The sequence below is a fragment of the Streptomyces sp. NBC_01775 genome (genome assembly GCF_035917675.1).
Lineage (GTDB): Bacteria > Actinomycetota > Actinomycetes > Streptomycetales > Streptomycetaceae > Streptomyces.
Genome location: NZ_CP109104.1, coordinates 2,038,618 through 2,060,888 on the forward strand (window position 1 = coordinate 2,038,618; position 22,271 = coordinate 2,060,888).

General features: G+C 72.4%; 21 protein-coding genes. 9 read left to right on the forward strand and 12 right to left on the reverse strand.

Features of this window, described 5'->3' with window-relative positions:
* Nucleotide 1: 1 nt before the first annotated feature.
* Both OHB04_RS09195 and OHB04_RS09200 read right to left on the reverse strand, forming a co-directional pair.
* Nucleotides 2-1,801, reverse strand: coding sequence for a serine/threonine-protein kinase (locus tag OHB04_RS09195; protein WP_326807258.1), 1,800 nt, complete (start codon nucleotides 1,799-1,801; stop codon nucleotides 2-4).
* Nucleotides 1,802-1,868: 67 nt separating this feature from the next.
* On the reverse strand, nucleotides 1,869-2,204 hold the full coding sequence (locus OHB04_RS09200) for a DUF5955 family protein (protein WP_326687175.1): 336 nt from the start codon (nucleotides 2,202-2,204) through the stop codon (nucleotides 1,869-1,871).
* A gap of 209 nt (nucleotides 2,205-2,413) precedes the next feature.
* On the opposite strand from OHB04_RS09200, the gene OHB04_RS09205 reads away from it, so the two are divergent.
* Both OHB04_RS09205 and aceB read left to right on the forward strand, forming a co-directional pair.
* A complete protein-coding gene (locus tag OHB04_RS09205) occupies nucleotides 2,414-3,052 on the forward strand; it encodes a nucleotidyltransferase family protein (protein WP_326807259.1) in 639 nt (212 codons plus the stop codon).
* A 313-nt stretch (nucleotides 3,053-3,365) separates the two neighbouring features.
* Nucleotides 3,366-4,994: a malate synthase A gene (gene aceB, locus OHB04_RS09210; protein ID WP_326687177.1), complete on the forward strand. Its 1,629-nt coding sequence runs from the start codon at nucleotides 3,366-3,368 to the stop codon at nucleotides 4,992-4,994.
* A gap of 189 nt (nucleotides 4,995-5,183) precedes the next feature.
* Here the strand turns inward: aceB and OHB04_RS09215 are convergent, their stop codons facing one another.
* Nucleotides 5,184-5,888 carry a GOLPH3/VPS74 family protein gene (locus OHB04_RS09215; RefSeq protein ID WP_326687178.1) on the reverse strand — a complete coding sequence of 235 codons (705 nt, stop codon included), beginning with the start codon at nucleotides 5,886-5,888 and terminating at the stop codon, nucleotides 5,184-5,186.
* A gap of 506 nt (nucleotides 5,889-6,394) precedes the next feature.
* Between OHB04_RS09215 and OHB04_RS09220 the strand changes: the two genes are divergently transcribed.
* On the forward strand, nucleotides 6,395-7,135 hold the full coding sequence (locus OHB04_RS09220; RefSeq protein ID WP_326687179.1) for a DUF4097 family beta strand repeat-containing protein: 741 nt from the start codon (nucleotides 6,395-6,397) through the stop codon (nucleotides 7,133-7,135).
* Nucleotides 7,136-7,245: 110 nt separating this feature from the next.
* Nucleotides 7,246-8,010, forward strand: a complete 765-nt coding sequence (locus tag OHB04_RS09225) for a Clp protease N-terminal domain-containing protein (protein WP_326807260.1) — start codon at nucleotides 7,246-7,248, stop codon at nucleotides 8,008-8,010.
* Between the two features lie 54 nt (nucleotides 8,011-8,064).
* Here the strand turns inward: OHB04_RS09225 and OHB04_RS09230 are convergent, their stop codons facing one another.
* The 5 genes from OHB04_RS09230 to OHB04_RS09250 all read right to left on the reverse strand — a co-directional run bounded on the left by OHB04_RS09230 (nucleotide 8,065) and on the right by OHB04_RS09250 (nucleotide 13,129).
* On the reverse strand, nucleotides 8,065-8,688 hold the full coding sequence (locus tag OHB04_RS09230; protein ID WP_326687181.1) for a GNAT family N-acetyltransferase: 624 nt from the start codon (nucleotides 8,686-8,688) through the stop codon (nucleotides 8,065-8,067).
* Nucleotides 8,685-9,473 carry a PIG-L family deacetylase gene (locus OHB04_RS09235; RefSeq protein WP_326807261.1) on the reverse strand — a complete coding sequence of 263 codons (789 nt, stop codon included), beginning with the start codon at nucleotides 9,471-9,473 and terminating at the stop codon, nucleotides 8,685-8,687. The genes OHB04_RS09230 and OHB04_RS09235 overlap by 4 nt, the downstream gene beginning before the upstream one ends.
* A gap of 100 nt (nucleotides 9,474-9,573) precedes the next feature.
* Complete coding sequence (locus OHB04_RS09240) at nucleotides 9,574-10,284, reverse strand: AroM family protein (RefSeq protein WP_326807262.1); 711 nt, start codon at nucleotides 10,282-10,284, stop codon at nucleotides 9,574-9,576.
* Nucleotides 10,285-10,449: 165 nt separating this feature from the next.
* Nucleotides 10,450-12,129: an OPT/YSL family transporter gene (locus tag OHB04_RS09245; protein WP_326687184.1), complete on the reverse strand. Its 1,680-nt coding sequence runs from the start codon at nucleotides 12,127-12,129 to the stop codon at nucleotides 10,450-10,452.
* Between the two features lie 7 nt (nucleotides 12,130-12,136).
* Nucleotides 12,137-13,129: a DUF1177 domain-containing protein gene (locus OHB04_RS09250; RefSeq protein ID WP_326807263.1), complete on the reverse strand. Its 993-nt coding sequence runs from the start codon at nucleotides 13,127-13,129 to the stop codon at nucleotides 12,137-12,139.
* A gap of 150 nt (nucleotides 13,130-13,279) precedes the next feature.
* Here OHB04_RS09250 and OHB04_RS09255 point away from each other — a divergent pair, with 150 nt between their 5' ends.
* Nucleotides 13,280-14,068, forward strand: a complete 789-nt coding sequence (locus tag OHB04_RS09255) for an IclR family transcriptional regulator (RefSeq protein WP_326687186.1) — start codon at nucleotides 13,280-13,282, stop codon at nucleotides 14,066-14,068.
* 220 nt (nucleotides 14,069-14,288) lie between these two features.
* Nucleotides 14,289-15,020 (forward strand): dipeptidase PepE, encoded by a 732-nt coding sequence (gene pepE, locus OHB04_RS09260; protein ID WP_326692645.1) that lies wholly within the window; start codon nucleotides 14,289-14,291, stop codon nucleotides 15,018-15,020.
* A 74-nt stretch (nucleotides 15,021-15,094) separates the two neighbouring features.
* On the opposite strand, the gene OHB04_RS09265 is transcribed toward pepE, so the two are convergent.
* Nucleotides 15,095-15,544, reverse strand: a complete 450-nt coding sequence (locus OHB04_RS09265) for a winged helix-turn-helix transcriptional regulator (RefSeq protein WP_326687187.1) — start codon at nucleotides 15,542-15,544, stop codon at nucleotides 15,095-15,097.
* 76 nt (nucleotides 15,545-15,620) lie between these two features.
* On the opposite strand from OHB04_RS09265, the gene OHB04_RS09270 reads away from it, so the two are divergent.
* A complete protein-coding gene (locus OHB04_RS09270) occupies nucleotides 15,621-16,520 on the forward strand; it encodes an NAD(P)-dependent oxidoreductase (RefSeq protein ID WP_326687188.1) in 900 nt (299 codons plus the stop codon).
* Nucleotides 16,521-16,548: 28 nt separating this feature from the next.
* Here the strand turns inward: OHB04_RS09270 and OHB04_RS09275 are convergent, their stop codons facing one another.
* Nucleotides 16,549-17,199: an NADPH-dependent F420 reductase gene (locus OHB04_RS09275; RefSeq protein ID WP_326687189.1), complete on the reverse strand. Its 651-nt coding sequence runs from the start codon at nucleotides 17,197-17,199 to the stop codon at nucleotides 16,549-16,551.
* Nucleotides 17,200-17,306: 107 nt separating this feature from the next.
* Here OHB04_RS09275 and OHB04_RS09280 point away from each other — a divergent pair, with 107 nt between their 5' ends.
* Nucleotides 17,307-17,726, forward strand: coding sequence for a winged helix-turn-helix transcriptional regulator (locus OHB04_RS09280; protein ID WP_326807264.1), 420 nt, complete (start codon nucleotides 17,307-17,309; stop codon nucleotides 17,724-17,726).
* A gap of 277 nt (nucleotides 17,727-18,003) precedes the next feature.
* A complete protein-coding gene (locus OHB04_RS09285; protein WP_326809421.1) occupies nucleotides 18,004-19,161 on the forward strand; it encodes a low temperature requirement protein A in 1,158 nt (385 codons plus the stop codon).
* Between the two features lie 24 nt (nucleotides 19,162-19,185).
* Here the strand turns inward: OHB04_RS09285 and OHB04_RS09290 are convergent, their stop codons facing one another.
* Nucleotides 19,186-20,646 (reverse strand): nucleobase:cation symporter-2 family protein, encoded by a 1,461-nt coding sequence (locus OHB04_RS09290; RefSeq protein WP_405806091.1) that lies wholly within the window; start codon nucleotides 20,644-20,646, stop codon nucleotides 19,186-19,188.
* 221 nt (nucleotides 20,647-20,867) lie between these two features.
* Nucleotides 20,868-22,259, reverse strand: a complete 1,392-nt coding sequence (locus tag OHB04_RS09295; protein WP_326807265.1) for an 8-oxoguanine deaminase — start codon at nucleotides 22,257-22,259, stop codon at nucleotides 20,868-20,870.
* Between the last annotated feature and the right edge of the window lie 12 nt (nucleotides 22,260-22,271).

Genomic DNA, 22,271 nt, shown 5'->3' on the forward strand with positions numbered 1-22,271 from the left:
CCTACTGGTCCTTCGCCTTTATGGCGTTGCGCCACACCGTGACGTCCAGCTTGACGTAGTCGCTCGGGTCCGACTTCGGGGCGTGTCCCCGGTAGGTGACGAGGGCGAGGTGCCCGGAGCTCGTCCGGACACAGAGCCGGGAGCCGGGCGACAGCCGGTTCAGCCCGACGTCGCTGGTGAACCGCGTCTCGGCACGGCACGCCTTGAGCGAGCCCTTCTGGGAGTTGTTCAGCAGGGCCAGCTTGCCGCTGGGCTTGTCGATGCCGAGATTCGCGCCGTCAACCGTGGTGTTGAGATACGTCAGCTCCGAGCTCACCCCGCCGTCGTCAAGGTCCCGGGGCTTGAGGGGTTTGTCGGCCATGGCCAGGAAGTAGCCGGTCGGCAGGTTGATGCCCTTGTACGTCGCGGGCTTGGGGTTCGCCTTCGGGCCCTTGCCGCCCGGCTGGGAGCCGCCGGAGGACCCGCCCGAGCCGGAGTCCGAGCCCTCGGATCCGATCAGGAAGGTGCCGCCCCAGAAGAACACCAACACGCCCACGACGACCGCCGCGATCGTCTTCCCCCGGTCCCACCTGCGACGCCGCGGCAGCGGGTGGGGGTAGCCCGGTCCGTACGGGCCGCCGGGCGGCGGGGGCTGGTGGTGGGGTCCCACCGGCCGCGCCGCCATCGTGGGGGCAGCCGCGAGCGGCGGCGCCGGGGGCGGCGGGGCCTGCGGCCCGGCGGGCTGGGCCGGGGGCGTCGTGTGGACCGTCAGCGGGGCCGTCCCGGCGGGACCGTCACCGGAGGCCGGGGACGGGGCCTGGGTCGGGGGCCGGCCCTGCGTGGGTGCGGTCTGCGTGGGAGGCGGGCCCTGCGGCGCCGCGGTCTGTGTGGGAGGCGGGGTCTGCGGCGGTGCGGGCGCCGCCGCGCGGTGGGCGATGTCCGCCGCCACGGCGGGCGGCAGCCAGTGCCCGGACCGCCTCAGCTGGGTGTCGCCGGACGCCGTCTGGCACATCCGAAGGATGTCGGCGAGCCCCGGCCGGTCCTCCGGCTCCTTGGCCAGACAGCGGGTGACCAGCTCCCGCAGCTCCTCCGGTACACCGTCAAGTGCGGGCTCGGTGTGGACGATCCGGTAGAGCACGCCGTGCGAGCTGCCCTCGCCGAAGGCCGGTATGCCCAGCGCCGCGTACGCCGCGATCTGGCCCAGCGCGAAGATGTCGGTGGCCCCGGAGACCCGCGCGCCCTCGGCCTGTTCGGGCGCCATGAACGAGGGGGTGCCGATGGTGACCCCGCTGCTGGTGAGCGAGGTGGCGTCGGCGGCGTGGGCGATGCCGAAGTCGATGACGCGCGGCCCGTCGTCCGCGAGCAGCACGTTGGAGGGCTTCAGGTCCCGGTGGACGATGCCCGCCTTGTGGATGACCTGGAGGGCCTCCGCGATTCCGGCCACCAGGAACAGCACTGTCTCCACCGGCAGCCGTCCGTACCCGGCGACGGCCTCGGCGACCGAGGGACCGGGCACATAAGCGGTGGCCAGCCAGGGCTGGGGACCCTGGGTGTCGCTGTCGATCACCGGCGCCGTGAAGAGGCCCTGCACCCGCTCGGCGGCCCGCACCTCCTGCTGGAAGCGCCGCCGGAACTCCGGATCCGCACCGACGTCGGGGCGGATCACCTTGATGGCGATGGGGCGCCCGCCGGGGGTGTAGGAGAGGTAGACCTTGCCCATCCCTCCCGAGCCGAGCTGCGCCGCCAGCCGGTATCCGGCAACCGAGGTCGGATCGTCCGCGTCGAGTGGGGTGAAGACCTCTGCCGGCGCTCCGTCAGTCATGAACCGCTGCCCCTGGTGATGTCGCTGTCGGTCAAAAAGGCGGACCCAGACAGTACCGGGAAGGCGGTCAACGCACCGTGCGCGGGCTCCTGCCGAAGAGTTCGACGGCCTCGCGGACCGCGCCGAGCGGGAGCGCGAGGGCGCTCACCGAGCCGACGGCCGCCGCGAGCAGCAGGAGGGAATGCGTCAGCTCCTCCGCGACCGGGGCGCCCGCGCGGGCCACCGCGGCGAGCGCGTCCAACTCCCGCTCGGCCTCTCGACGATCAGGCAGGTCGGCCGGGTGCGCGTCGAGCGCGGACCTCATCCGGCGCACAGTACGGGCCAGCGTCTCGACACGCGGGTCGGTGCCGGTATCGTGCCCGGCCACCACCGCGTCCCATCGCCCCACAGTCTCACTTCGCACGTTCTCCCCCACTGAGATGTCCCGCGCCACGGAGCACGGAGTACCGCTTTCCTCCAAGGAGTTGGCCGCTCCTGTCGGAGATTTCGACATTAAACGCCACTCTACGCGTGTGGCGCCACACGGAACGCGATATTTCAGGGTGTCTCTTCCGATGATCGTCCCCAAGGAGGAGAGATGACCTCCCCCTTATGTGCGATATCCATGGACGTATGGCACGGAGGGAACAGACATCGGACAGCCGCGCGGGCGGTACGGCGCCCCGCGTCGCGGGGCTGCTGCTGGCCGCCGGCGGCGGGCGGCGGCTGGGCGGGCGGCCCAAGGCGCTGCTGCCGTACGGGGGAAAGCCGCTGGTGGAGCACGCGGCGCGGGCGCTGCGCGAGGGCGGCTGCGGCCCGGTCCATGTCGTACTGGGCGCCGCCCGCGACGAGGTGCGCGAGCGGGCGGAGCTGGCGGGGTGCCTGCTGGTCGACAACCCGGACTGGGCCGAGGGCATGGGCACTTCGCTGCGGGCCGGGCTGGAGCGCGTCGGCGCGGACCCGGACGGCGCCTCGGCGGTGCTCGTCTGCCTGGTGGACCAGCCCGGTATCGGCGCCGCCGCCGTCGCCCGGGTGCGCCGCGCGTACCGCTCCCCCGACACCTTGGCCGCCGCTTCCTACGGGGGGCGGCGCGGGCACCCCGTACTGTTCGGCGCCCGGCACTGGGCGGCCGTGGCGCGGAGCGCGTACGGGGACGTGGGGGCGCGCGCGTACCTGCGGGAGCGGGAGGGCCGGATCGCCCTGGTGGAGTGCGGGGACGTGGCCGACCCGGCGGACATCGACACCCCGGAGGACCTCGGGCGGCTGGGCTAGACCGGGCCGGTGACCGGGGGCCGACGCCACAAGGCCGGTCTGCCGGTCCACGGGACGGCGTGGCGGGCGGCCGGGGTGGCACCCGGGGCCAGTGAAGCGGCATCTCCCGGCGTGAGAGATATCTCGACATCAACAGACTCTTGAAATTCCACCATGAGGAAACTAATATCCACTGATCAGAAGCACCTTCCCGTCCCGAAGGTGCCGACGACCGCGTTCCGCGCGCTCGGCGCGGACCACGGCACCCCGTGCCGCCCTGTCCCGCACGGCCCGGCGGCCACAGGTTCACCGCTCGCCGAAGGAGTGACCCCACATGTCCGCACCAGCGTCCTCTCCGCTGGCCATCGTCGGCGTCGAAGCCGGGCAGCGGCCCGAGCGGCAGGATGAGGTCCTGACCGGCGCCGCGCTCGAATTCCTCGCCGCGCTGCACCGCAGGTTCACCCCGCGCCGGAACGAACTGCTCGCACGCAGGGCCGAGAAGCGCGCCGAGATCGCCCGTACGAACTCGCTGGACTTCCTGCCCGAGACCGCCCAGGTGCGTGAGGGCGACTGGCGGGTGGCCGACTGCCCGCCGGCGCTCCTGGACCGCAGGGTCGAGATCACCGGGCCCACCGACCGCAAGATGACGGTCAACGCGCTCAACTCCGGCGCGAAGGTGTGGCTCGCGGACTTCGAGGACGCCTCGGCGCCGACCTGGGAGAACGTGATCGGCGGCCAGCTCAACCTCACCGACGCCTACGAGCAGCGCATCGACTTCACCGACGAGCGCTCGGGCAAGTCCTACGCGCTGCGGCCCTCCGGCGAACTGGCCACCGCCGTTGTCCGCCCGCGCGGCTGGCACCTGGACGAGCGCCACCTGGAGTGCGACGGGAAGCCGGTGCCGGGCGCGCTCGTCGACTTCGGCCTCTACTTCTTCCACAACGCGCAGCGCCTCATCGACGCCGGCAAGGGCCCGTACTTCTACCTGCCCAAGACCGAGTCGTACCTGGAAGCGCGGCTGTGGAACGAGGTGTTCGTCTTCGCGCAGGACTACTGCGGCATCCCGCAGGGCACCGTCCGCGCCACCGTGCTGATCGAGACGATCACCGCGGCCTACGAGATGGAGGAGATCCTCTACGAGCTGCGCGACCACGCCTCCGGGCTCAACGCGGGCCGCTGGGACTACCTCTTCTCCATCGTCAAGAACTTCCGCGACGCCGGCTCCCGCTTCGTGCTGCCGGACCGCAACGCGGTCACGATGACCGCGCCGTTCATGCGCGCCTACACCGAACTGCTGGTGCGCACCTGCCACAAGCGCGGCGCCCACGCGATCGGCGGGATGGCCGCGTTCATCCCCAACCGGCGCGACCCCGAGGCGAACGAGATGGCGCTGGCGAAGGTCAAGAACGACAAGGACCGCGAGGCCGCCGACGGCTTCGATGGCTCCTGGGTGGCCCACCCCGACCTGGTGCCGGTCGCCAGGACGTCCTTCGACGCGGTCCTGGGCGAGCGCCCGAACCAGAAGGAGCGGCTGCGCGAGGACGTCCACGTCAAGGCGGCCGATCTGATCGCCGTCGACTCGCTGGACGCCCGCCCGACCTTCGCGGGGCTGCGCAACGCGGTGCAGGTGGGCATCCGCTACATCGAGGCGTGGCTGCGCGGGCTGGGCGCCGTGGCCATCTTCAACCTGATGGAGGACGCGGCGACCGCCGAGATCTCCCGCTCCCAGATCTGGCAGTGGATCAACGCGGGCGTCGTCCTGGACGACGGCCAGAAGGTCACCGCCGACCTCGCCCGTCAGGTCGCGGCCGACGAACTGGCCGCGATCCGCGCGGAGACCGGCGAGGAAGCCTTCGCCGCGGGCAACTGGCAGCAGGCCCACGACCTGCTGCTGCGGGTGGCCCTGGACGAGACGTACGAGGAATTCCTCACGCTCCCGGCCTACGAGATCCTGCGCGGCTGAGTGAGAACACACAGGCCGCGCGGCTGAGGCCGCGCGCCCACGGCGTACGTACGCGCACGAGACGCACACGCGCGGGGCGTACGTATGCGCGGGCGTACTCCTCCCGGCGTGAAACGGCGCGGACCCTCTCCGAGCGGAATGAGAGGGTCCGCGCCGTCGTCCGGGTGGTGGCGAGGACCGTCGGCCGGTTCAGGTGGTGGTGGTGCTGACGACCGTCGCCGTGGTCGTCACCACCGAGATCGCGGCGATGACCGCCTGCATCTCCGTGATCGCCTTGCGGACGTCGTCGCCGACCCACTGGCCCTCGGCGATGGCCTCCATCCGGGGCTGGACGCGCTTGCGGGGCACCTCGGGGAAGGCCTGCGCGTACAGGCGGGTGGCGTGCAGCAGGGCGATGAGGCCCGTGGTGCGCTCGTCCGGCTCCGCGCCGTGCAGCACCACGTCCTCCAGGCGGTGGCGCAGCGCGCGCTCCACCGAGCCGTCGGCTTCCGGATAGCGGCGGGTGGGGAAGATGCCCAGCGCGCGCCGGCGTATCTCCACGACGATGCCCCGCGCGCACAGGCTCTCGATGGCGGCCTCGACGGCCTTGGCCTGGTCCTTGGCCAGCCAGTCACCGGGCTTCGCCTTGCTGTCGCGCCGCGCCCACTCCTCGATCCGCGCCAGCCGCCCGTCCAGCAGCGCGTCCCCGGTCGGCGTCGGGTCGGTCACCACGAGCCGCCCGTCCTCCACCGCCACCCGGCCGGCCAGAGCCAGTTCCAGCAGCGTGCCTCCGGCCACCGCCCAGCCGGCCGACGCACGGTCCCTGGCCGCGCCGGAATCGTCATCCAGCACCAGCAGCATGGCTTCTTCGCCCAAGGTGACGCCGTCCACACCCGTTCCCCCGACGCTGTTCACACTTGTTCCCCCTTCGCGTTCCTTTCCGGATGCCGCTGCCCCCGAAGTTTCCGCCCAAACATCACGCTCCGCTACGTCGGCCACCGCGCCGAGTGCCACGAAGACGGCGATCAGGAGGGCGGGAGCGGCGTGACCGGAGCAAGTACGGCCACCACCTCGTGGGTGTCCCTTACGGGTCCCTCCAGGCATCCGGGGACGGAGGGGGAAGGCGACGGAGGCGATGGAGGGGACGGCCGCGAGCCGTTGGGGACGGCGGCCCTCCCCGTGGTGACCTGTGAGTGGTACCAGGGTGCGCCGGGGAAGGCACCGGGTCGTGCCCAGGTCGTACTCGCCCGGCAGGCGCCTCGTACTCGGGTCGCACCTGGGGCGTAGACGAGGCGCACCGACCTGACGCCCCATCAGGGCAAAGGCGGAATACCGGGCGTAAACGGCTAGGGGCCGGTGTCGGGGACAGCTCATCCTGCGAGCTGATCCCGGCCCCGCGACGGACGGTCAGGATGACCGTCATGACCCCAAGCTCCACGGCACGCCGCCGCACCCCGCTCGCCGCCACCGCCCTGGCCGCCCTCACCTCGACCGTGGTAGCGGGCTGCTCGCTGGGCGGCCCCGACGTCCGGGGCGGATCCGAGTCGTACCAGATCAAGGGCGCCGGGAGCCGGGTCAGGACGCTCGACCTCACGTCGCACGACGGCGATGTCACCGTCACAGCGGCCGACCCGAAGCGCACCACGGTCGGGGTCATCGAAGACTTCGCCTACGAGAAGACCAAGCCCCGCACCGAACACTCCGTGAACGGCGGGACGCTGCACCTCACCGCCGACACGTGCGGCGGCAACGACGGCATGTGCGTGGTGAACTACACCGTCTCCGTGCCCGCCGCCATGTCCGTACGCCTCAAGACCGGCAGCGGCGACATCGTCGTACGCGCCACCTCGGGATCCGTGCGCGCGGAGGCCGGGGGCGGCGACGTCCGCATGATCGCGTCGCGTGCCCGCCAGGTCCGGGTGAAGACCGGCGCCGGCAGCCTGTTCGGGGCCTTCGCGGCCCCGCCCTCGAAGCTGAGCTACAAGAGCGGCGGCGGCAACGTCACCCTGCGCCTGCCCAAGGGCGAGTACGCCGTCGACGCGACCACCGGAGGCGGCGACCGCAAGGTCGCCGTCCCCACCGCCCCCTCCTCGCCCCACGAGATCCGCGCCCGCAGCGGCGGCGGCGACGTGTCGGTGCTCAGAGCGGGCAGCAAGAGCTAGCGCCGTGACCGGCACTAGGACCCCCGGGCGCGTCGCCCGGCGGCCCCACGCGGGTTCGCTCTGCCAACCTTCGGTTGACAGTCTTCCGAGTGTCAACTTACGGTTGACGCATGGAAAATCCCCTCAGCACATCCGGCACCATCCGGCTGGACGACCTGATCGACGCCATCAAGAAGGCACACTCCGATGCCCTGGAGCAGCTCACCGACGCGGTGATCGCGGCGGATCATCTCGGCGAGGTGGCCGACCATCTGATCGGGCACTTCGTGGACCAGGCGCGGCGTTCGGGCGCTTCGTGGACCCAAATCGGGACGAGCATGGGGGTCACGCGGCAGGCGGCGCAGAAGCGGTTCGTGACCAAGGCCGCCGGCGAAACGCCGGACCTGGACCCGGGCCAGGGGTTCAGCCGGTTCACGGAGCGGGCGCGGAACGTCGTGATGGCGTCGCAGAACGAGGCACGCGCGGCGGGCAACGACCAGATCCGCCCCGAACACCTCGTGCTGGGGCTCTTGTCCGAGCCGGAGGCGATCGCCGCGCGGGCGGTCACCGCGCAGGGCGTGGCCCTGGAGGACGTGCGCCGCACGGCCACCGAGGCGCTTCCGGCGAAGGCCGGACAGGTGCCGGATCTGGTGCCCTACGACGCCGCCTCCAGGAAGGTCATGGAGCTCACCTTCCGCGAGGCCCTGCGGCTGGGCCACAACTACGTCGGGACCGAGCACATCCTGCTCGCGCTGCTGGAGTTCGAGGACGGCACGGGCCCGCTCAGCACCCTCGGGGTCGACAAGCCGGCCGCCGAGGCCCATGTCGCCGAAGCGGTGGCCGCCGTCGTCGCGGCGGCGAAGGAGGAGAAGGAGCCGAAGGGGAACACGCCCTGACCGCCGGCGTGGTGCCTACGCGGTGGATGGCTCGCACATGACGCGTGGGCAGGCTCAGAGCCGGCGCTGTACCGCCCCGACGCTGTCACCACCATTGGCGTTGAACGCGATCGCGGCCTGCGGCGCGGGGCGGCGGTAGCGCTGGCGGGAGCCGCCTTCGGGGCCGGGGGGCTCGGGGTCGGCAGGGGTGAAGCCCAGCCGTTCGTAGAAGGTGCGGGCGCCGCTCTCGTGCGCGCCCGGGTGGTCGGCGCCGAAGGTGATGACCTCCAGGCTGCCGGGCGCGTGGACGTAGCGGCGCACCGCGTCGTCCACCAGCGCGCGGCCCACCCGCGCACCGCGGGCACGTTCGGCGACGACCAGCCAGTGGATGTCGTACACGGGCGGCTCCGCGCCGAAGAGCAGGCCGCCGACGGGAACGGGGCCGTCGGCGGGAGCGGGAACGGGGCCTCGGGCGGGGGCGGCAGGGGTGGCGGGGGTGCCGGGGATTTCCGCGAGGAGGGCCATACCCGCCGCGATGTGGGCGCGGACCGCGTCGTGGAAGCCGGGCTCCTCGACCATCGGGCCGAACCAGTGCTCGACCTCGGCGGCCAGCGCGAGAAAGGCGGGGAGGTCGTCCTCGGCGGCGAGCCGGACGACGACCCACGGTGGCCGCGCCGGCAGCGGGGTCGAGGCGTTCACCGGGCGAGCCCCAGCGCCGCGGCTGCCGGGGTCAGCTCCCGGCGGACGTACCACTCGGTGGTCAGCAGGCGTCGGCGCAGGTCCTCCGGGAGGGAGGTCAGCAGCGTGACGCCGCCGCCGCGCTCGACCTCCGTCGTGTGCGCGCACAGCGCCTCCCACTTGCGCTCGCCCCAGGCCGCGATGTCCACGGCGTCCGTGATCCACTCGTCGGGCACGCCGGGCAACGGGTCGCCGTCTGAGCCCTCTTCGGGCGGCTCGGCGCCGAAGATCTGTTGCCACACCTCGCGTACGAAGGAACGGGGCAGCGTCGCGTAATACAGCGCGTCCGGGCGCCATGGGACGCCCGCCTCGCGGTAGAGCTGGTCGTGGCCCGCGGCCTCGGCCGCGAGCGTCGCGACCCGGTGGGCGAGCACGTGGTCGAGGTGCCCGTAGCCGCCGTACGCGTCGTACGTCAGCACGGCCTCGGGCCGGAACTCGCGGATGTGCGCGACGACTTCGGCCACCGCCTCGTCCAGCGGCACGTCCTGGAAGCGGGGGCGGCCCGGCGCGGACTCCGGCGGCCGGTCCGCGTAGCCGAGCAGCCGGGGCCCGCCCGGGACTCCCAGGATCTCCAGCGAGCGCGCCAACTCCCCCGCGCGGTCCGTGCCTTCGGCCCAGGTGCAGGTGACGACGGCGGTACGCGCCCCGGCCGCCGCGTACTTGGCCAGAACGCCGCCGGTCCACAGCGCCTCGTCGTCGGGGTGCGCGTGCACGCACAGCACGCTTCCCGGTGCTCTTCGGCTCATGTTGCCTCCCGCGCACCATCATCCACGCCTGTCGCGGTGGGGCGGGGCGGGGCTGGGGCGGGGCGCAAGGGGGCGGGCGCGGGCTGACGTCTCGCTGGCCTCAGTGCGCGACGGACGCGGCGACCTCCGCCGCGAGGCGCACCGCGAGGGCTCGCGCCAGCAGGACCGGGCGGCCCGCCGCCGCTGCCGCCGCGCGGCGCATCGACTCCGTGTAGCCGATGCAGTCCAGCACCAGCCAGCGGCAGCCGCCCTCCGCGAGGCGGCGCGCCGCCTCGCCGGTCCGGGTGTGCGCGTCCGGCGCGTACGGATCGGCGGGCTCGGCGGTGACCTGGCCCGGCAGCAGTTGCGACCAGCGGCGCGCCACGTCGGCCCGCTGCGCGGGCAGGGGGCACACGACGCCCACCGGATCGTTCCCGACGATGGCGCGCACGCCCTGCTGGACGAGGGGTTCGGCGTACAGGAGGGGGCGCCGGGCCAGTACGGGCGGGAAGTTGCCCGTACACAGCAGGAGCGTCGCCGCCGCGCCGTCCGCTTCGCAGCGGGCCACGGCGGTTGCCATGCGGGGGGCCAGCGCGTCGTGGCCCAGCACGACGGAGGTGCCGTCGCGCAGGCGGGAGATCAGTGGGGCCTCGCCCTCCGCGGGCGCCAGGACGCTGCGCGTCCTGGCGGCCTCTTCGCCCTCGAACACGTCGTCGTCGAGCGCGCCGTGCTCGTGCGGCTCCGCGCCGCCCAGCAGGGGTTCGATGTCCCCCGCCAGATCCGCCCTGGGCGCCTGCCCGATGGTGACCAGTCCCAGCCTCACATGTCCCATAGGCTCCTAATCCTTCCGGTACCGGTGCTCAATGCGACCCCGTGTCCTTCCCACCGCGACGGACCGGCCTCGCGGCCGAGGCAGTCCGCCACCGCCGGGCCGCGCCGTTCCGCGTCCCCGCCGTCGCGGCGGAACAGGGTTTGGCGGGGGGCGAAGCCGGGGGCGCTACAAAGCCTTGTAGATCTGGCTGACGTCGTTCAGGGAGCTGCCGGCCACCAGGCCGGCTCCTACCAGGGCGAGGTCGTTGTCGGCGTCGGCCTGGGTTTCTTCGGGGGTGTACTCCGCCAGGTCACGGCGACGGGCCTTCCAGCGGGAGTACGCGACGCGGACGGCCAGCGCTGCCAGGACCAGCCAGCCCGCCTGGGGAGTGGCGACCAGGAGGCCCGTGGCCAGGAGGACGCCCATCTGGCGCGAAGATCCGCCGAGGAGCTGGATGAGGGCGCCGGGGATGGCCCACAGGGCCATCATCGTCAGGGCGTGCGTATCGGTGAGGCCCGCCTTGATCGTGTCGACGTACACCTGGGCGACCGGCGGCACCCGCCCGTCGGAGAAGAACGGCTTCCAGGCGATCATCACCACGATGATGGCGACGGCGAACCCGACGAGCTGGGCGATGTACTGCTGGCGGCGCCCGGCCGTCTCGTACGGGTGCCACGGCACGGCGTCCTTCCGCAGCAGCCAGCCGGCCTTGAAGTCGAAGCCGACATCCGCGAACGCGGGCCCCGTGGAGGCGGCGTAGCCGACGAGCAGGGCGAGCGGCACCATCGGGATGCCCAGGACGAGCCCGAGGATCAGGAAGATCAGGGTGACGGCGAAGGCGGGGAACCATCCCGAGTGCATCGCGGCCAGCCCCACGATGAGCTGGTGGATCAGCGCGGCGACCCCGGCGAGCAGTACCCAGCCGACGAGGCCGAGACCGCTCATGTCGGAAGTGATGCCGCCCATCAGGGCGATGAGCATGGCGCCGACGAGGAAGAGCACCAGCCCTTCCAGCAGTCCGCGCCGCAGCCGCCGGGCGTCGACCGTGCGGGTCTCGGGGGCGAAGCGGTCGGCCGTGGGGGCCTCGGCGCTCGCCGCCGTCTTCGCGCGGCGATCCCGCATCAGCAAGGCCGCCTGGACCAGGGCGACGAGCCCGGCTCCGATCATCACGCCGTGCGGCACGTAGTTCGCCGCCAGGTCGACATCGAGCAGCGTCGGCGCGTACTGCGCCACCAGCAGGCCGATGCCGAACATCAGCAGCGCCCAGATGTTGCCCAGGAAGGCGACGCCCGCCGCGCTCATGGGCAGCTTGAAGAGGGAGCCGACGAAGCCGACGACCGCGCTGAGCCCGAGCAGCTTGGCCTTGCGGCCTCCCTCGTCGCCCGCCTTGATCGTCTCGGCCGCCGCGATGCCCGCGGGCCACGCTGCGGAGGCGGGCAGCAGCCGGGAGTCGAAGACGCGGTAGAGGACCCAGCTGTCGACGGCCAGGCCGATCACCGCGCCGCCGAGCATCGGCCACACCAGGCCGGGCCGTCCCAGCAGGAACGGCACGGCGATCGGCGTGACCAGGGAGTTCGCGGCGGCGAAGGTGGAGCCGGAGATCGCGGACTGGACGAGGTTCTGGCGCTGCGGGTCGCGCATCTTGGCCAGGGCCGCGAAGGAGATCCGCCCGATCAGCATGGCGATCAGCGCGCCGATCACCGAGGTGTTGGGCGCGATGCCCAGCGTGGTGATCAGGACGAGGCCGATGACCGCGCCGAGCACGCTGAGCAGGATCGTCACGACGAGCGTGACGGGCTCCAGCGCTCTGGGGTGGGTCCGTGCCTGGGGTGCGGCTTCTGCCGCCGGTGGGGATGGGTTGCTCATGTGCGGTTCAGTCCTCTGTGGCTCCGGCGGTGGACTGGAGGCGGGTCATCGGGCCGTAGAGGTCCACCAGGCGGGCGAACTCCTCCGGGTCGTGGAAGCGGATGACACCCCGTCCGTATTCCTTCGCGGTCTCGATCGCGAAGCGACCCGCCGCGGCGATGTCCGCCTCGTGGCTGGCACCCGTGGCACAGCCGGCGACGGCGGACTGCGCGGTCAGCGCGAGCCCGACGACGGGCGCCGGGGTGGCCACGCACGGCTGCATGATCGAGTTGATGTGGTGGACGCCGTTGCCGTAGGGCGTGATGTCCTGCGTGGTGATCGGCAGGACGTGCGCGGCCTCGCCGGTCACCGTCTCCAGGACGCCGAGCAGGCCGTCGCTCACGCGCAGGATCCAGCCCTCCTTGACCGTGGGGGACAAGGCGATGCCCCGGTGGTTGAGGAGCCGGTTGCCCTTGGTGGTGTCGATGGAGACGACGGCGTCCATGGCCTCGTCGATCTCCTCGCGGTTGCAGTCGAGGACGGAGACCGGGGAGTCCATGAACGGCACCGGGTCGTGCGGCCGGGTCGGCGCGTCGGGGCACACATGGGTGCTGAGGATGACGTCGCCCTCCAGGACGTCGCCGCGCCCGTACATGTCGAGCAGCTTGGCGGCGGCCGAGAGAGCGGCGACGGCGCCGTCCGCGTCGGAGACGATGCCGGTGCGCTCGGGGCGGGCCCCGACGCCGCCGAGGCGGCCGAGGACGCCGAGGGTGGGGGCGCTGCCGCCGGAGCGCGCGCCGGCGCTGCCGGGGACGACGACCTTGACGAAGTCGGTGCCGCCCTTGGCCCCCTCGACGCGGGTCACGGAGATCTCGACCTGTTCGAGCACGGAGGCCGGGGCCGGGTGGCCCGCCTCCCGCGCGGCCCGGTCGAGGACGTCCCGCAGGTGCGCTGCGAGCGTGTGCCCGGCCGCCTGCGGGCGGTCGAGAAGTTCGATGACGTCGAGTACGTGCTTGAGCACTGCGGCTCCCTGGTGCGCGGTGGTGCTGTGTGCTGTGGTGCTGATGCCGCCGTTCGGTGCGGTTGGCCAAAAGGTTCCCTCCGAGTTTCTGAGAGAGCAACCTTTTCCCTATATGAGAGATAAGGAATCGACTACCGGTAGAGTGCCCGTGTGACTACCGATCGAGGAGCACCGCTCCAGACCGCTGACCGCGCGCTTCAGGTCCTGCTCGCCTTCTCCCACGACCGGGAGGAATGGGGGGTGACCGATCTCGCCGCGGAGTTCGGCTGGGACAAGTCGGTCGCCCAGCGGCTGCTGGCCTCTCTCGCCCACCGCGGCTTCCTGGTGTCCGACGCCGTCACCCGGCGCTACCGCCTGGGCCCCGCCGTCTGGCACATGGCCACCGCGTGGGAGCGGCACGGCGGCATGGCCGGGCTCGTACGCCCCGGCCTGCGGGAACTGGCGGCGGCCGGCGGAGTGACCGCGCTGTTCGCCGTGCCCGACGGGACGCATCTGCGCTGTGTGGACTCGGCGGACGGCTCGTCAGGACCGCTGCGCACCTACCGGCTCGCGGACGAGCTGTATCCCGGGCACGCGGGCGCCACCTCGCGCGCCTACTTCGGGATGCTCAGCCCCGGCGCCCGCGCCGCCATGCTCTACAGCCGTCCCATGGCCCGCTTCAGCGAGCTGACCATCACCGACGCGGCCGAACTGGAGGAGCTGATGTCCCGGGTGCCGGTGGACGGTTACGCGTACTCGGAGGGCGAGTACGACCCGGCGACGGCCGGCCTCGCCGTGCCCGTGATGGTGCGCACACAGCCGGTCGGCTCGCTCACCCTCGTCGGGCCGCACGAGCAACTCAACGGCAGACAGGACGAGTTGCTGGTGCCGCTCCGCTCCATCGCGGAGGGCCTGGGCGAACTGCTCACCCCGCGCCGGGTGCGCACCCAGCGCGCCTGAGCACTGAGCGCTGAGCGCTGAGCGCTCCGCTGGAAGCCCGGTACACCCCTGCGGGTGCTCCCCCAAGCTCTTCAAGTAGGGAGGTACCCCCAGGCCGGTCGTGCCCACGCGGCGGAGCCGCATATGTGACACAGCACCGCGCCCCTTCGGGGCAACCCCCGTACGCGGATCCCCCGCACGCACATCCCCCGTGCCTCCCACAGAAAGGCTCAACGTCCCCATGAAGCTCCTGCTGCTGTCCAACTCCGCCGCGCCGGGCCGCGGTTACCTCGACCACGCGCGGGAGGTCATCGCCGGGCACCTGGCGGGCGTGGACGAGCTGCTGTTCGTGCCGTACGCGCTGGCCGACCACGACGGCTACACCGCCAAGGTCGCCGCCTTCATGGAGGGCATCGGCGTGCGCGTACGCGGCGCGCACACGGCGGACGACCCACGCGAGCTGGTCGCCGGGGCACAGGCCGTCTTCATCGGCGGCGGGAACAGCTTCCGGCTGCTCAAGTCCCTCCAGGAGCGGGGCCTGGTGGACGCCGTCGCGGACCGCGTCCGCTGCGGCGTCCCGTACATGGGCTCCAGCGCCGGCACCAACATGGCCTGCCCGACGCTGCGTACGACCAACGACATGCCCATCGTCGAGCCCGCCTCCTTCGCCTCGCTCGGCCTGGTCCCCTTCCAGATCAACCCGCACTACCTGGACCCGGACCCGGCCGGCACCCACATGGGCGAGACCCGCGAGGAGCGGCTGACGCAGTTCCTGGAGGAGAACGCCGTCCCCGTGCTCGGCCTGCGCGAGGGCACCTGGCTGCGGCGCGACGGCGAGGCGCTGGGGCTGGGCGGAGTCGCGGCGGGCGCCCGGCTGTTCACGGCGGGCGCCGCGCCGGTGGAGTACGCGCCGGGCGCCGACCTGAGCGCACTGCTCGCGACGCGGGCACGCTTCGACAGCCGGGCGGACTGACGCCCCGTACCGGCGCGGGGGCCGGGGCGGGGGGCTGGGGCGCGGGGGCCGGGCTGCGGCGGGCGGCCCTCGGCTCAGCGGGCGGGGGCCGCGGGCCTCTCCCCGAGAGCCTCGAAGGACTCCGAGGTCACAGAGGTCTCGGAGATCTCCGAAGTCTCGGAAGTCTCGGAGTCCTCCCCCGCTGCCGGGCCGTGCGCCGTTCGGCCGCCGAGCAGATGCTCCCGGCCCCAGGCACCGAGCGGGGCCAGCGCCTCGTTGAGGGAGCCGCCCAGCGGGGTCAGCGCGTAGGCGACCCGGCGCACCGCGCCCTCCATGCTCTCCTCGCGGACGACGATGCCGTCGGACTCCAGCTCGCGCAGATGCGAGGTGAGCACCTTCTCGGTGACCCCGGGCAGCTCGCGCCGCAGCTCACCGAAGCGGCGCGGTGCCTCGTTCAGCGCCCACAGGATGAGCACCTTCCACTTGCCGCCGACCACGTCGATCGCCGCGTCGATGCCGCACACGTACGTGTCCCGCCTGGTCATGCACTCACTTTAAGGTAACCACCCACAAAACAGTGCGTACTTGATCACCTTCTGGGCGCGAACGAGCCTTGTGCGCATGGATACGCACACCTCTTCCGCCAACCCCGTCACCCTGCTCGGCCTCGGCGACATGGGCACCGCGCTCGCCCGCGCCTGGCTCGCCGCCGGGCACCCTCTGACCGTCTGGAACCGCACCCCGGCGAAGACCGCGCCGCTGGCCGCCGAGGGCGCCCGGGTGGCGGCCACCCCCGCCGAGGCGGTGGCCGCCGCCACCGGACCCGTCGTCCTGTGCCTGCTGGACGACGCCTCCGTGGGCGAGACCCTGGACGGCGCCGACCTCAGCGGCAAGGACCTCGTCAACCTGACCACCAGCACCCCCGCCCAGGCCAGGGCACGCGCCCGCTGGGCCGAGGAGCGCGGGGCCCGTTTCCTGGACGGCGGGATCATGGCCGTCCCGCCGATGATCGGCCACCCGGAAAGCGGCGGCTACGTCTTCTACAGCGGCGATCGCCCTCTGCACGAGCGCCATCGCGCGACGCTTGAGGTCCCCGCCGGTGCCCGGTACGTCGGCGAGGACGCGGGGCACGCGGCCCTGTACGACATCGCCCTGCTCAGCGCGATGACCGGGATGTTCGGCGGCGTCACCCACGCGTTCGCGCTGGTGCGCCCCGAAAAGGACCTGGACCAGGCCGCGTTCGCCACCTCGCTCGCGGAGTGGCTCGGCGCCATGGCGGGCATCGCGCACGGCATCGCGGCCCAGTTGGAGAGCGGCGACCTCACCAAGGGCGTCACCTCCAACCTCGCCATGATGACGACCGGCAACCGCACCCTGCTGGCCACCGCGCGGGACCAGTCCGTCGACTCCCGCCTCCTGGACCCCTTCATGGAACTGATGCGCCACCGGGTGGAGCAGGGCCATGGCGACGAGGGCCTGGCGGGCCTGACCGGCCTGCTGCGGACGGACGGCGCGGGGTGACCGTGGTCCGTCCTGGGGGCATCGGGACCTACGCGGGGGCGGGGCCCACCATAGGGAGCGCGAAGGCGAGGCGGGGCTCGGCGCCGGCGGCTGCCGCCCCGATGGCGAACGCTGCCGTCGCCTCCAGATAGGCCGCGCGGGACAGACCGCCCAGGCGCAGCGGGGTGCAGCCCAGCGAGGTGATCAGCCCGGCGGTCCGTGCGACAGCTCCGGAGTCGTCCCCGCACAGCGGAACACCCAGCGGCCTGCCGTCGGACTCGGGCGCTGCCGAGCTCCAGACGCTCTCGTGGCAAAGGTTGAACGCCTTGACGACGTGGGCGTCCGGCGCGGCGTCCGCGATGCGCCGGGCCACCGGGGGCGCTCCCTCGTCGGCGAACACCGGCCCGTCCGCGCCGAACGTGAGGTCGTTGGTGCAGTCGATCAGGGTGCGCCCTGCGAGCGCCCCCGCCAGGAGCTCCGCCACCGCGGGCGCCGCACCCGCCGGCAGGGCGGCCAGCACGGCGTCCCCGTGGGCCGCGGCCCCGTCGAGGGTGCCGTGTCCCGCGGCCCCCGCGGTGGCCGCCGCCTCCTTGGCCGACCCCGGGTTCCTGGCGCCGATGAAGACCTCGTGCCCGGCGCGCACCATGGCACCTCCCAGCCCCGTGGCGATGCCGGCCGCTCCCAGAATGCCGATACGCATGAGTGCTCCCCTCTCAGGCCCCGGAAGGGCCCCGGCGCCACTGGTGGATGACGCTAGACGGACCGACGCACACCAAACGGTGTGCGTCGAGGGGGCAGGATGGAGCCATGGAGAACACGGAGTCCGCGGAGACCACGGGCATGGCCCGCTCCGCCCTGCCCGATGTGTCCTACACCGCCGACTGCGAGGCGCGAATCGCCTTCGAGGTACTGGCCAACCGGTGGGACAGCGTCGTGGTCCTCACCCTCGCCTCGTCCGGACCCATGCGGCCCGCCGCGCTGGTCGCACGCATCGGCGGCATCAGCCCGAAGGTCCTCAACGAGGCGCTGCGGCGGCTGGAGTCGAACGGGCTCGTCGGGCGCCGCGCCTACGCGGAGGCGCCGCCGCGCGTCGACTACGCACTGACCGAGGCGGGCACGGCGCTGCTCGTCCCGATGCGGGCGATGGGCGTGTGGGCGAAGCGCTACGCCGACGACGTCATGGCGGCACAGGAACGGTTCACCGCCCGGACACGCTCGCGCGCCTGACGGACGGCCCCTGGGAGCGCCCGTTTCCGGCGGTCCCTGGAAGCTGACGTCCTCTCACCCGGACGGCGCGGCCGAGGAGTCCGCCGATCGCGGGATCTCGGGGAACACTGTGGCCGGGACCGGCTCCCGGGCCACGGCGGTGGGGAGCTCGGCGGTCAGCGGCACCTACGCCGGGAGCAGCGGGATGAGCGGTGAGGACACAGGCGGCCCGGGTGCCGGGGAGCAGGCCGCCGCAGAGAGAGCCGTCGCGGAGCGGACCGGGGCGCTGCGGCGGGCGATGCGCGGGCGCGATCCGGGCGAGGAGCACCGCGCGGCGACCCCGCTGGAGCTGCTGTTCGACCTGACGTTCGTGGTAGCCGTCGCCCAGGCGGCGGCCCAGCTGCATCACGCGCTCGCCGAGGGACACATCGCCTCCGGTCTGGCCGGGTACGCGGCGGTGTTCTTCGCGATCTGGTGGGCTTGGATGAACTTCACCTGGTTCGCCTCCGCCTACGACACCGACGATGTGCCCTACCGGCTGCTGACGCTGTTGCAGATGACGGGGGTGCTGGTGCTGGCGGCCGGGGTGCGCGCCGCGTTCGAGGAGTACGACTTCGCCCTCGTCGTGATCGGCTATGTGATCATGCGGGTCGCGCTGATCACGCAGTGGCTGCGGGCCGCGGCCGAGCATCCCGAGGGACGCGGCGCCGCGCTGCGGTACGCCGCCGGTATCGCCGTCGTACAGGTGGGGTGGATCGTCCGGCTGTGGGCGGCGCCCGGCGCGTGGGCGTGGGCCACCTACGCCGTGCTGGTGGTGGCGGAGCTGGCGGTGCCGGTCTGGGCCGAGTACGGGGGCAGGGTCACCACCTGGCATCCCGGGCACATCGCCGAGCGCTACGGGCTGTTCACGATCATCGTCCTGGGCGAGGTGATCCTGGGCGCGCTCGCCGCCGTCGAGTCGGCGGTGACCGCGCACGGGCTGACCGCGTCCGTGGTGCTGATCGCCGCCGGCGGCCTGCTGCTGGTCTTCGCCCTGTGGTGGATCTACTTCACCGGCGGCGGCACCGTACTCACCACCTTGCGCACGGCCCTGGTCTGGGGATACGGCCACTACTTCGTCTTCGCCGCGCTGGCCGCGACCGGCGCGGGCCTGGAGGCGGCCCTGGCCGCCTCCGAACACCACGGGCACCTCACCCTCCAGGGCGCCGGACTGGTGGTGGCCGTACCCGTGGCGCTCGTACTCCTCCTTCTGGGCGCCCTGCACCACGTGGCCGGAACCGGCGCCGTGGGGCGCCGGACGGTGGTCGTGCTGGGCTCCCTCGTGGTACTGGGCCTGGGTTTCGGTCCGCCCCTGTTCGGACTGGGCGGCGCCGTGCTGGGCATGGGCCTGGCGGTGAGCGCCACCCTGGCCGCCAGCCTCGTCGCCTTCCGCCGCCACCACCTCGGGGGATGCTGAGGTCAGGGCCGGACCCGAAGCGCGCTACGCGGGGGTGTGCTGGTGGGGGATGCCGTCGCCCGGTTCCATCGGGTGGGTGACGATCTCGTCGTCGCGGTGGCGGCCCAGGTGGTTGAAGAGCAGGTTGAGGACGACCGCGGTGACGCAGCCGGTGGAGATGCCGGAGTCAAGGATGATCTTCGCGCTCTCCGGGAACGCGTGGTAGAAGTCGGGCGCGGCGATCGGTATGAGCCCGACGGCCAGCGCCGTTCCGACGATCAGCACGTTGTTGTCCTTGCTGAGGTCGGCCTTGATCAGTGTCTGGATACCGCTGGCCGCGACCGAGCCGAACAGCACGACGCCCGCGCCGCCGAGCACGGGCTGCGGTACGGAGGCGATGAGGCTCGCCGCCGGCGGACACAGCCCCATCAGGATCAGGATGCCGCCGCCGGTGGCAACGACGAAGCGGCTGCGTATGCGGGTCATGGCGACCAGCCCGATGTTCTGGGCGAAGGCGCTGCACAGGAACCCGTTGAAGAAGGGGCTGACGAACGAGCCGAGGGTGTCGGCGCGCAGCCCCGCCGCGATGGTCCGCTCGTCCGAGGGGCGCTCCACGACCTCGCCGAGCGCGAGCATGTCGGCCGTCGACTCGGTCATCGAGACGAGCATCACCACACACATGGACACGATGGCGGCGGCGGCGAACTGCGGGGTCCCGAAGTGGAAGGGAGTGGGGAAGCCGACGAGGTCGGCTTCCTTGACCGCGGTGAAGTCCGTGATGCCGACGGGTATCGCGATCAGCGTGCCGACGACGAGGCCGATCAGCACCGCTATCTGTTTGAGGAAGCCGGTGGTGAAGCGGCGCAGCAGCAGCACGATCAGCAGGGTGAGCCCGGCCATGCCGATGTTGCTGAAGCCGCCGTAGTGCGGGTCCTTGTCGTTGCCGCCTTGCGCCCAGTTGAAGGCGACGGGCATCAGCGAGACCCCGATGAGGGTGATGACGCTGCCGGTGACGACGGGCGGGAAGAAACGGACGAGCTTGCTGAAGAAGGGGGCGAGGAGGAAGCCGAGCGCTGCGGCGACGATCGTCGCGCCGAAGATGACGGGCAGCGCGTCCTCGGGACCCTCGGACTTGTTGATCGCCAGCATGGGCGCGACGGTCGCGAAGGTGACGCCGTTGACGAACGGGAGCTTGGCGCCGATCTTCCAGACGCCGAGGGTCTGGAGGAGGGTGGCGATACCGGCCATGAACAAGCTGGCCCCGGTGAGGAACGTGAGTTCGCCCGGAGAGAGCCCCACGGCGGCGCCGATGACGAGCGGGGGCGCGACCACCCCCGCGTACATGGCGGCCACATGCTGGAGGCCGGTGGTGAACAGCTTCAGAGGGGGCATTCCCTGGTCGACCGGGTGCTTTTCCTGAGCGGGGCCCTGCCGGTCCGGATCCGGCGTGTCCCCACCGCCTTCCGCCGTCTTGCCTTGCGCGGTGAACCTGGGCGTCTTGGCCACTGGGTCCTCCTGTCGATGTCAGTGCCCGGACGGCACGCGCTTTCAGGGAGGTGATGCGGTGTGCAAGGTGGTGCTGGGGTGTGCGGTGGTGCGTCTGTGGTGGTGCGCCCATGGGTGCTGTCCGGTGTCCGGAGCATGACATGCCCGGGAGACAGGAGTGGAGAAGTGGAACCGGCCGGGAGCCGTCCCTCCCGGCCGGTGTCTGTGGACCGGCCGACTCGTCAGCCGGCGTCCGCCGCGATCCGGGCGAGGCGCCCGGCCTCGTCCCGCGCGCCGCGCGCGATCTCGTCCTCGTCGGCACCGAGCAGACGGCCGTCCTCCACGACGGACTTGCCATCGACGAGGGACAGGGTGACCGGAGCCGCGGCGCCCAGGACGAGCGCGGCGACCGGGTCGGCGATGGAGGAGTGCCCGATACCGTCGACCTTCCACAAGACGGCGTCCGCGAGCTTGCCCGCCTCCAGCGAGCCGGTCTCCTGTGCGCGGCCGAGGACCTGGGCCCCGCCGTAGGTGCCCAGCCGCAGGGCCCCGCGCACGGTCAGCGCGCTCTCCTTGTGCGGGCCGAGACGGTTGACCAGCAGCGCGTTGCGCAGCTCGGTGTGCAGCTCGCCCGACTCGTTGGAGGCCGTACCATCCACGCCCAGGCCGACCGGCACCCCGGCCGCGAGCATGTCGGGCACCCGCGCGATGCCCGCGCCCAGCCGGGCGTTGGAGGAGGGGCAGTGCGCTGCGCCGGTCTTCGTACGGCCGAACGCTTCGATGTCCGAGTCGGTCATGTGGACGCAGTGCGCCATCCACACGTCCTCGCCCAGCCAGCCCGTCGACTCGAAGTAGTCGGTGGGGCCCATGCCGAACAGCTCGTGGCAGAACTTCTCCTCCTCCGCCGTCTCCGAGCCGTGCGTGTGCAGCCGCACACCCTTGCGGCGGGCCAATTCCGCGCCCTGGCGCATCAGTTCGGTGGAGACGGAGAAGGGCGAGCAGGGCGCGACGGCGATGTGCAGCATCGAGCCGAACGAGGCGTCGTGGTACCTGTCGATCGCCCGCTCGGTCTCGGCGAGCGCGCCCTCCAGGCTCTCGACGGCGAAGTCCGGCGGCAGGCCTCCGTCCGACTCGCCCCGGTCCATCGAGCCGCGGGCGGCGGTGAAGCGCAGACCCAGCTCGGCGGCGGCGCGGATCTCGGCCCCGAGCAGGTCACCGCTGTCACGCGGGAAGACGTAGTGGTGGTCCATGGCGGTGGTGACACCGCCGCGCGCCATCATCCCGAGGGAGCCACGGGCGGCGGCGTAGACCATCTCCTCGTCGATCCGTGCCCAGGTGGGATAGAGGGCCACGAGCCAGTTGAAAAGATTGGCGTCCGTGGCGAGGCCGCGGGTGATCCACTGGTAGAAGTGGTGGTGGGTGTTGATGAGTCCGGGGGTCAGGAGATGCCCGGTGCCGTCGATGCGGCGCGCGACGTTCTCCAGGCCCTCGGGGGCCCGGCCCGGACCGATGGACTCGATCCGGTTGCCGTTGACGACCATGTGACCCGACGCGTATTCGGTGTCGTTCGCGTCGACGGTCGCGATGGCGCAGTTCTCGATGATGATGCGTTCGGATATTCGGGGATCCGCCATGGTGTTCCTCGC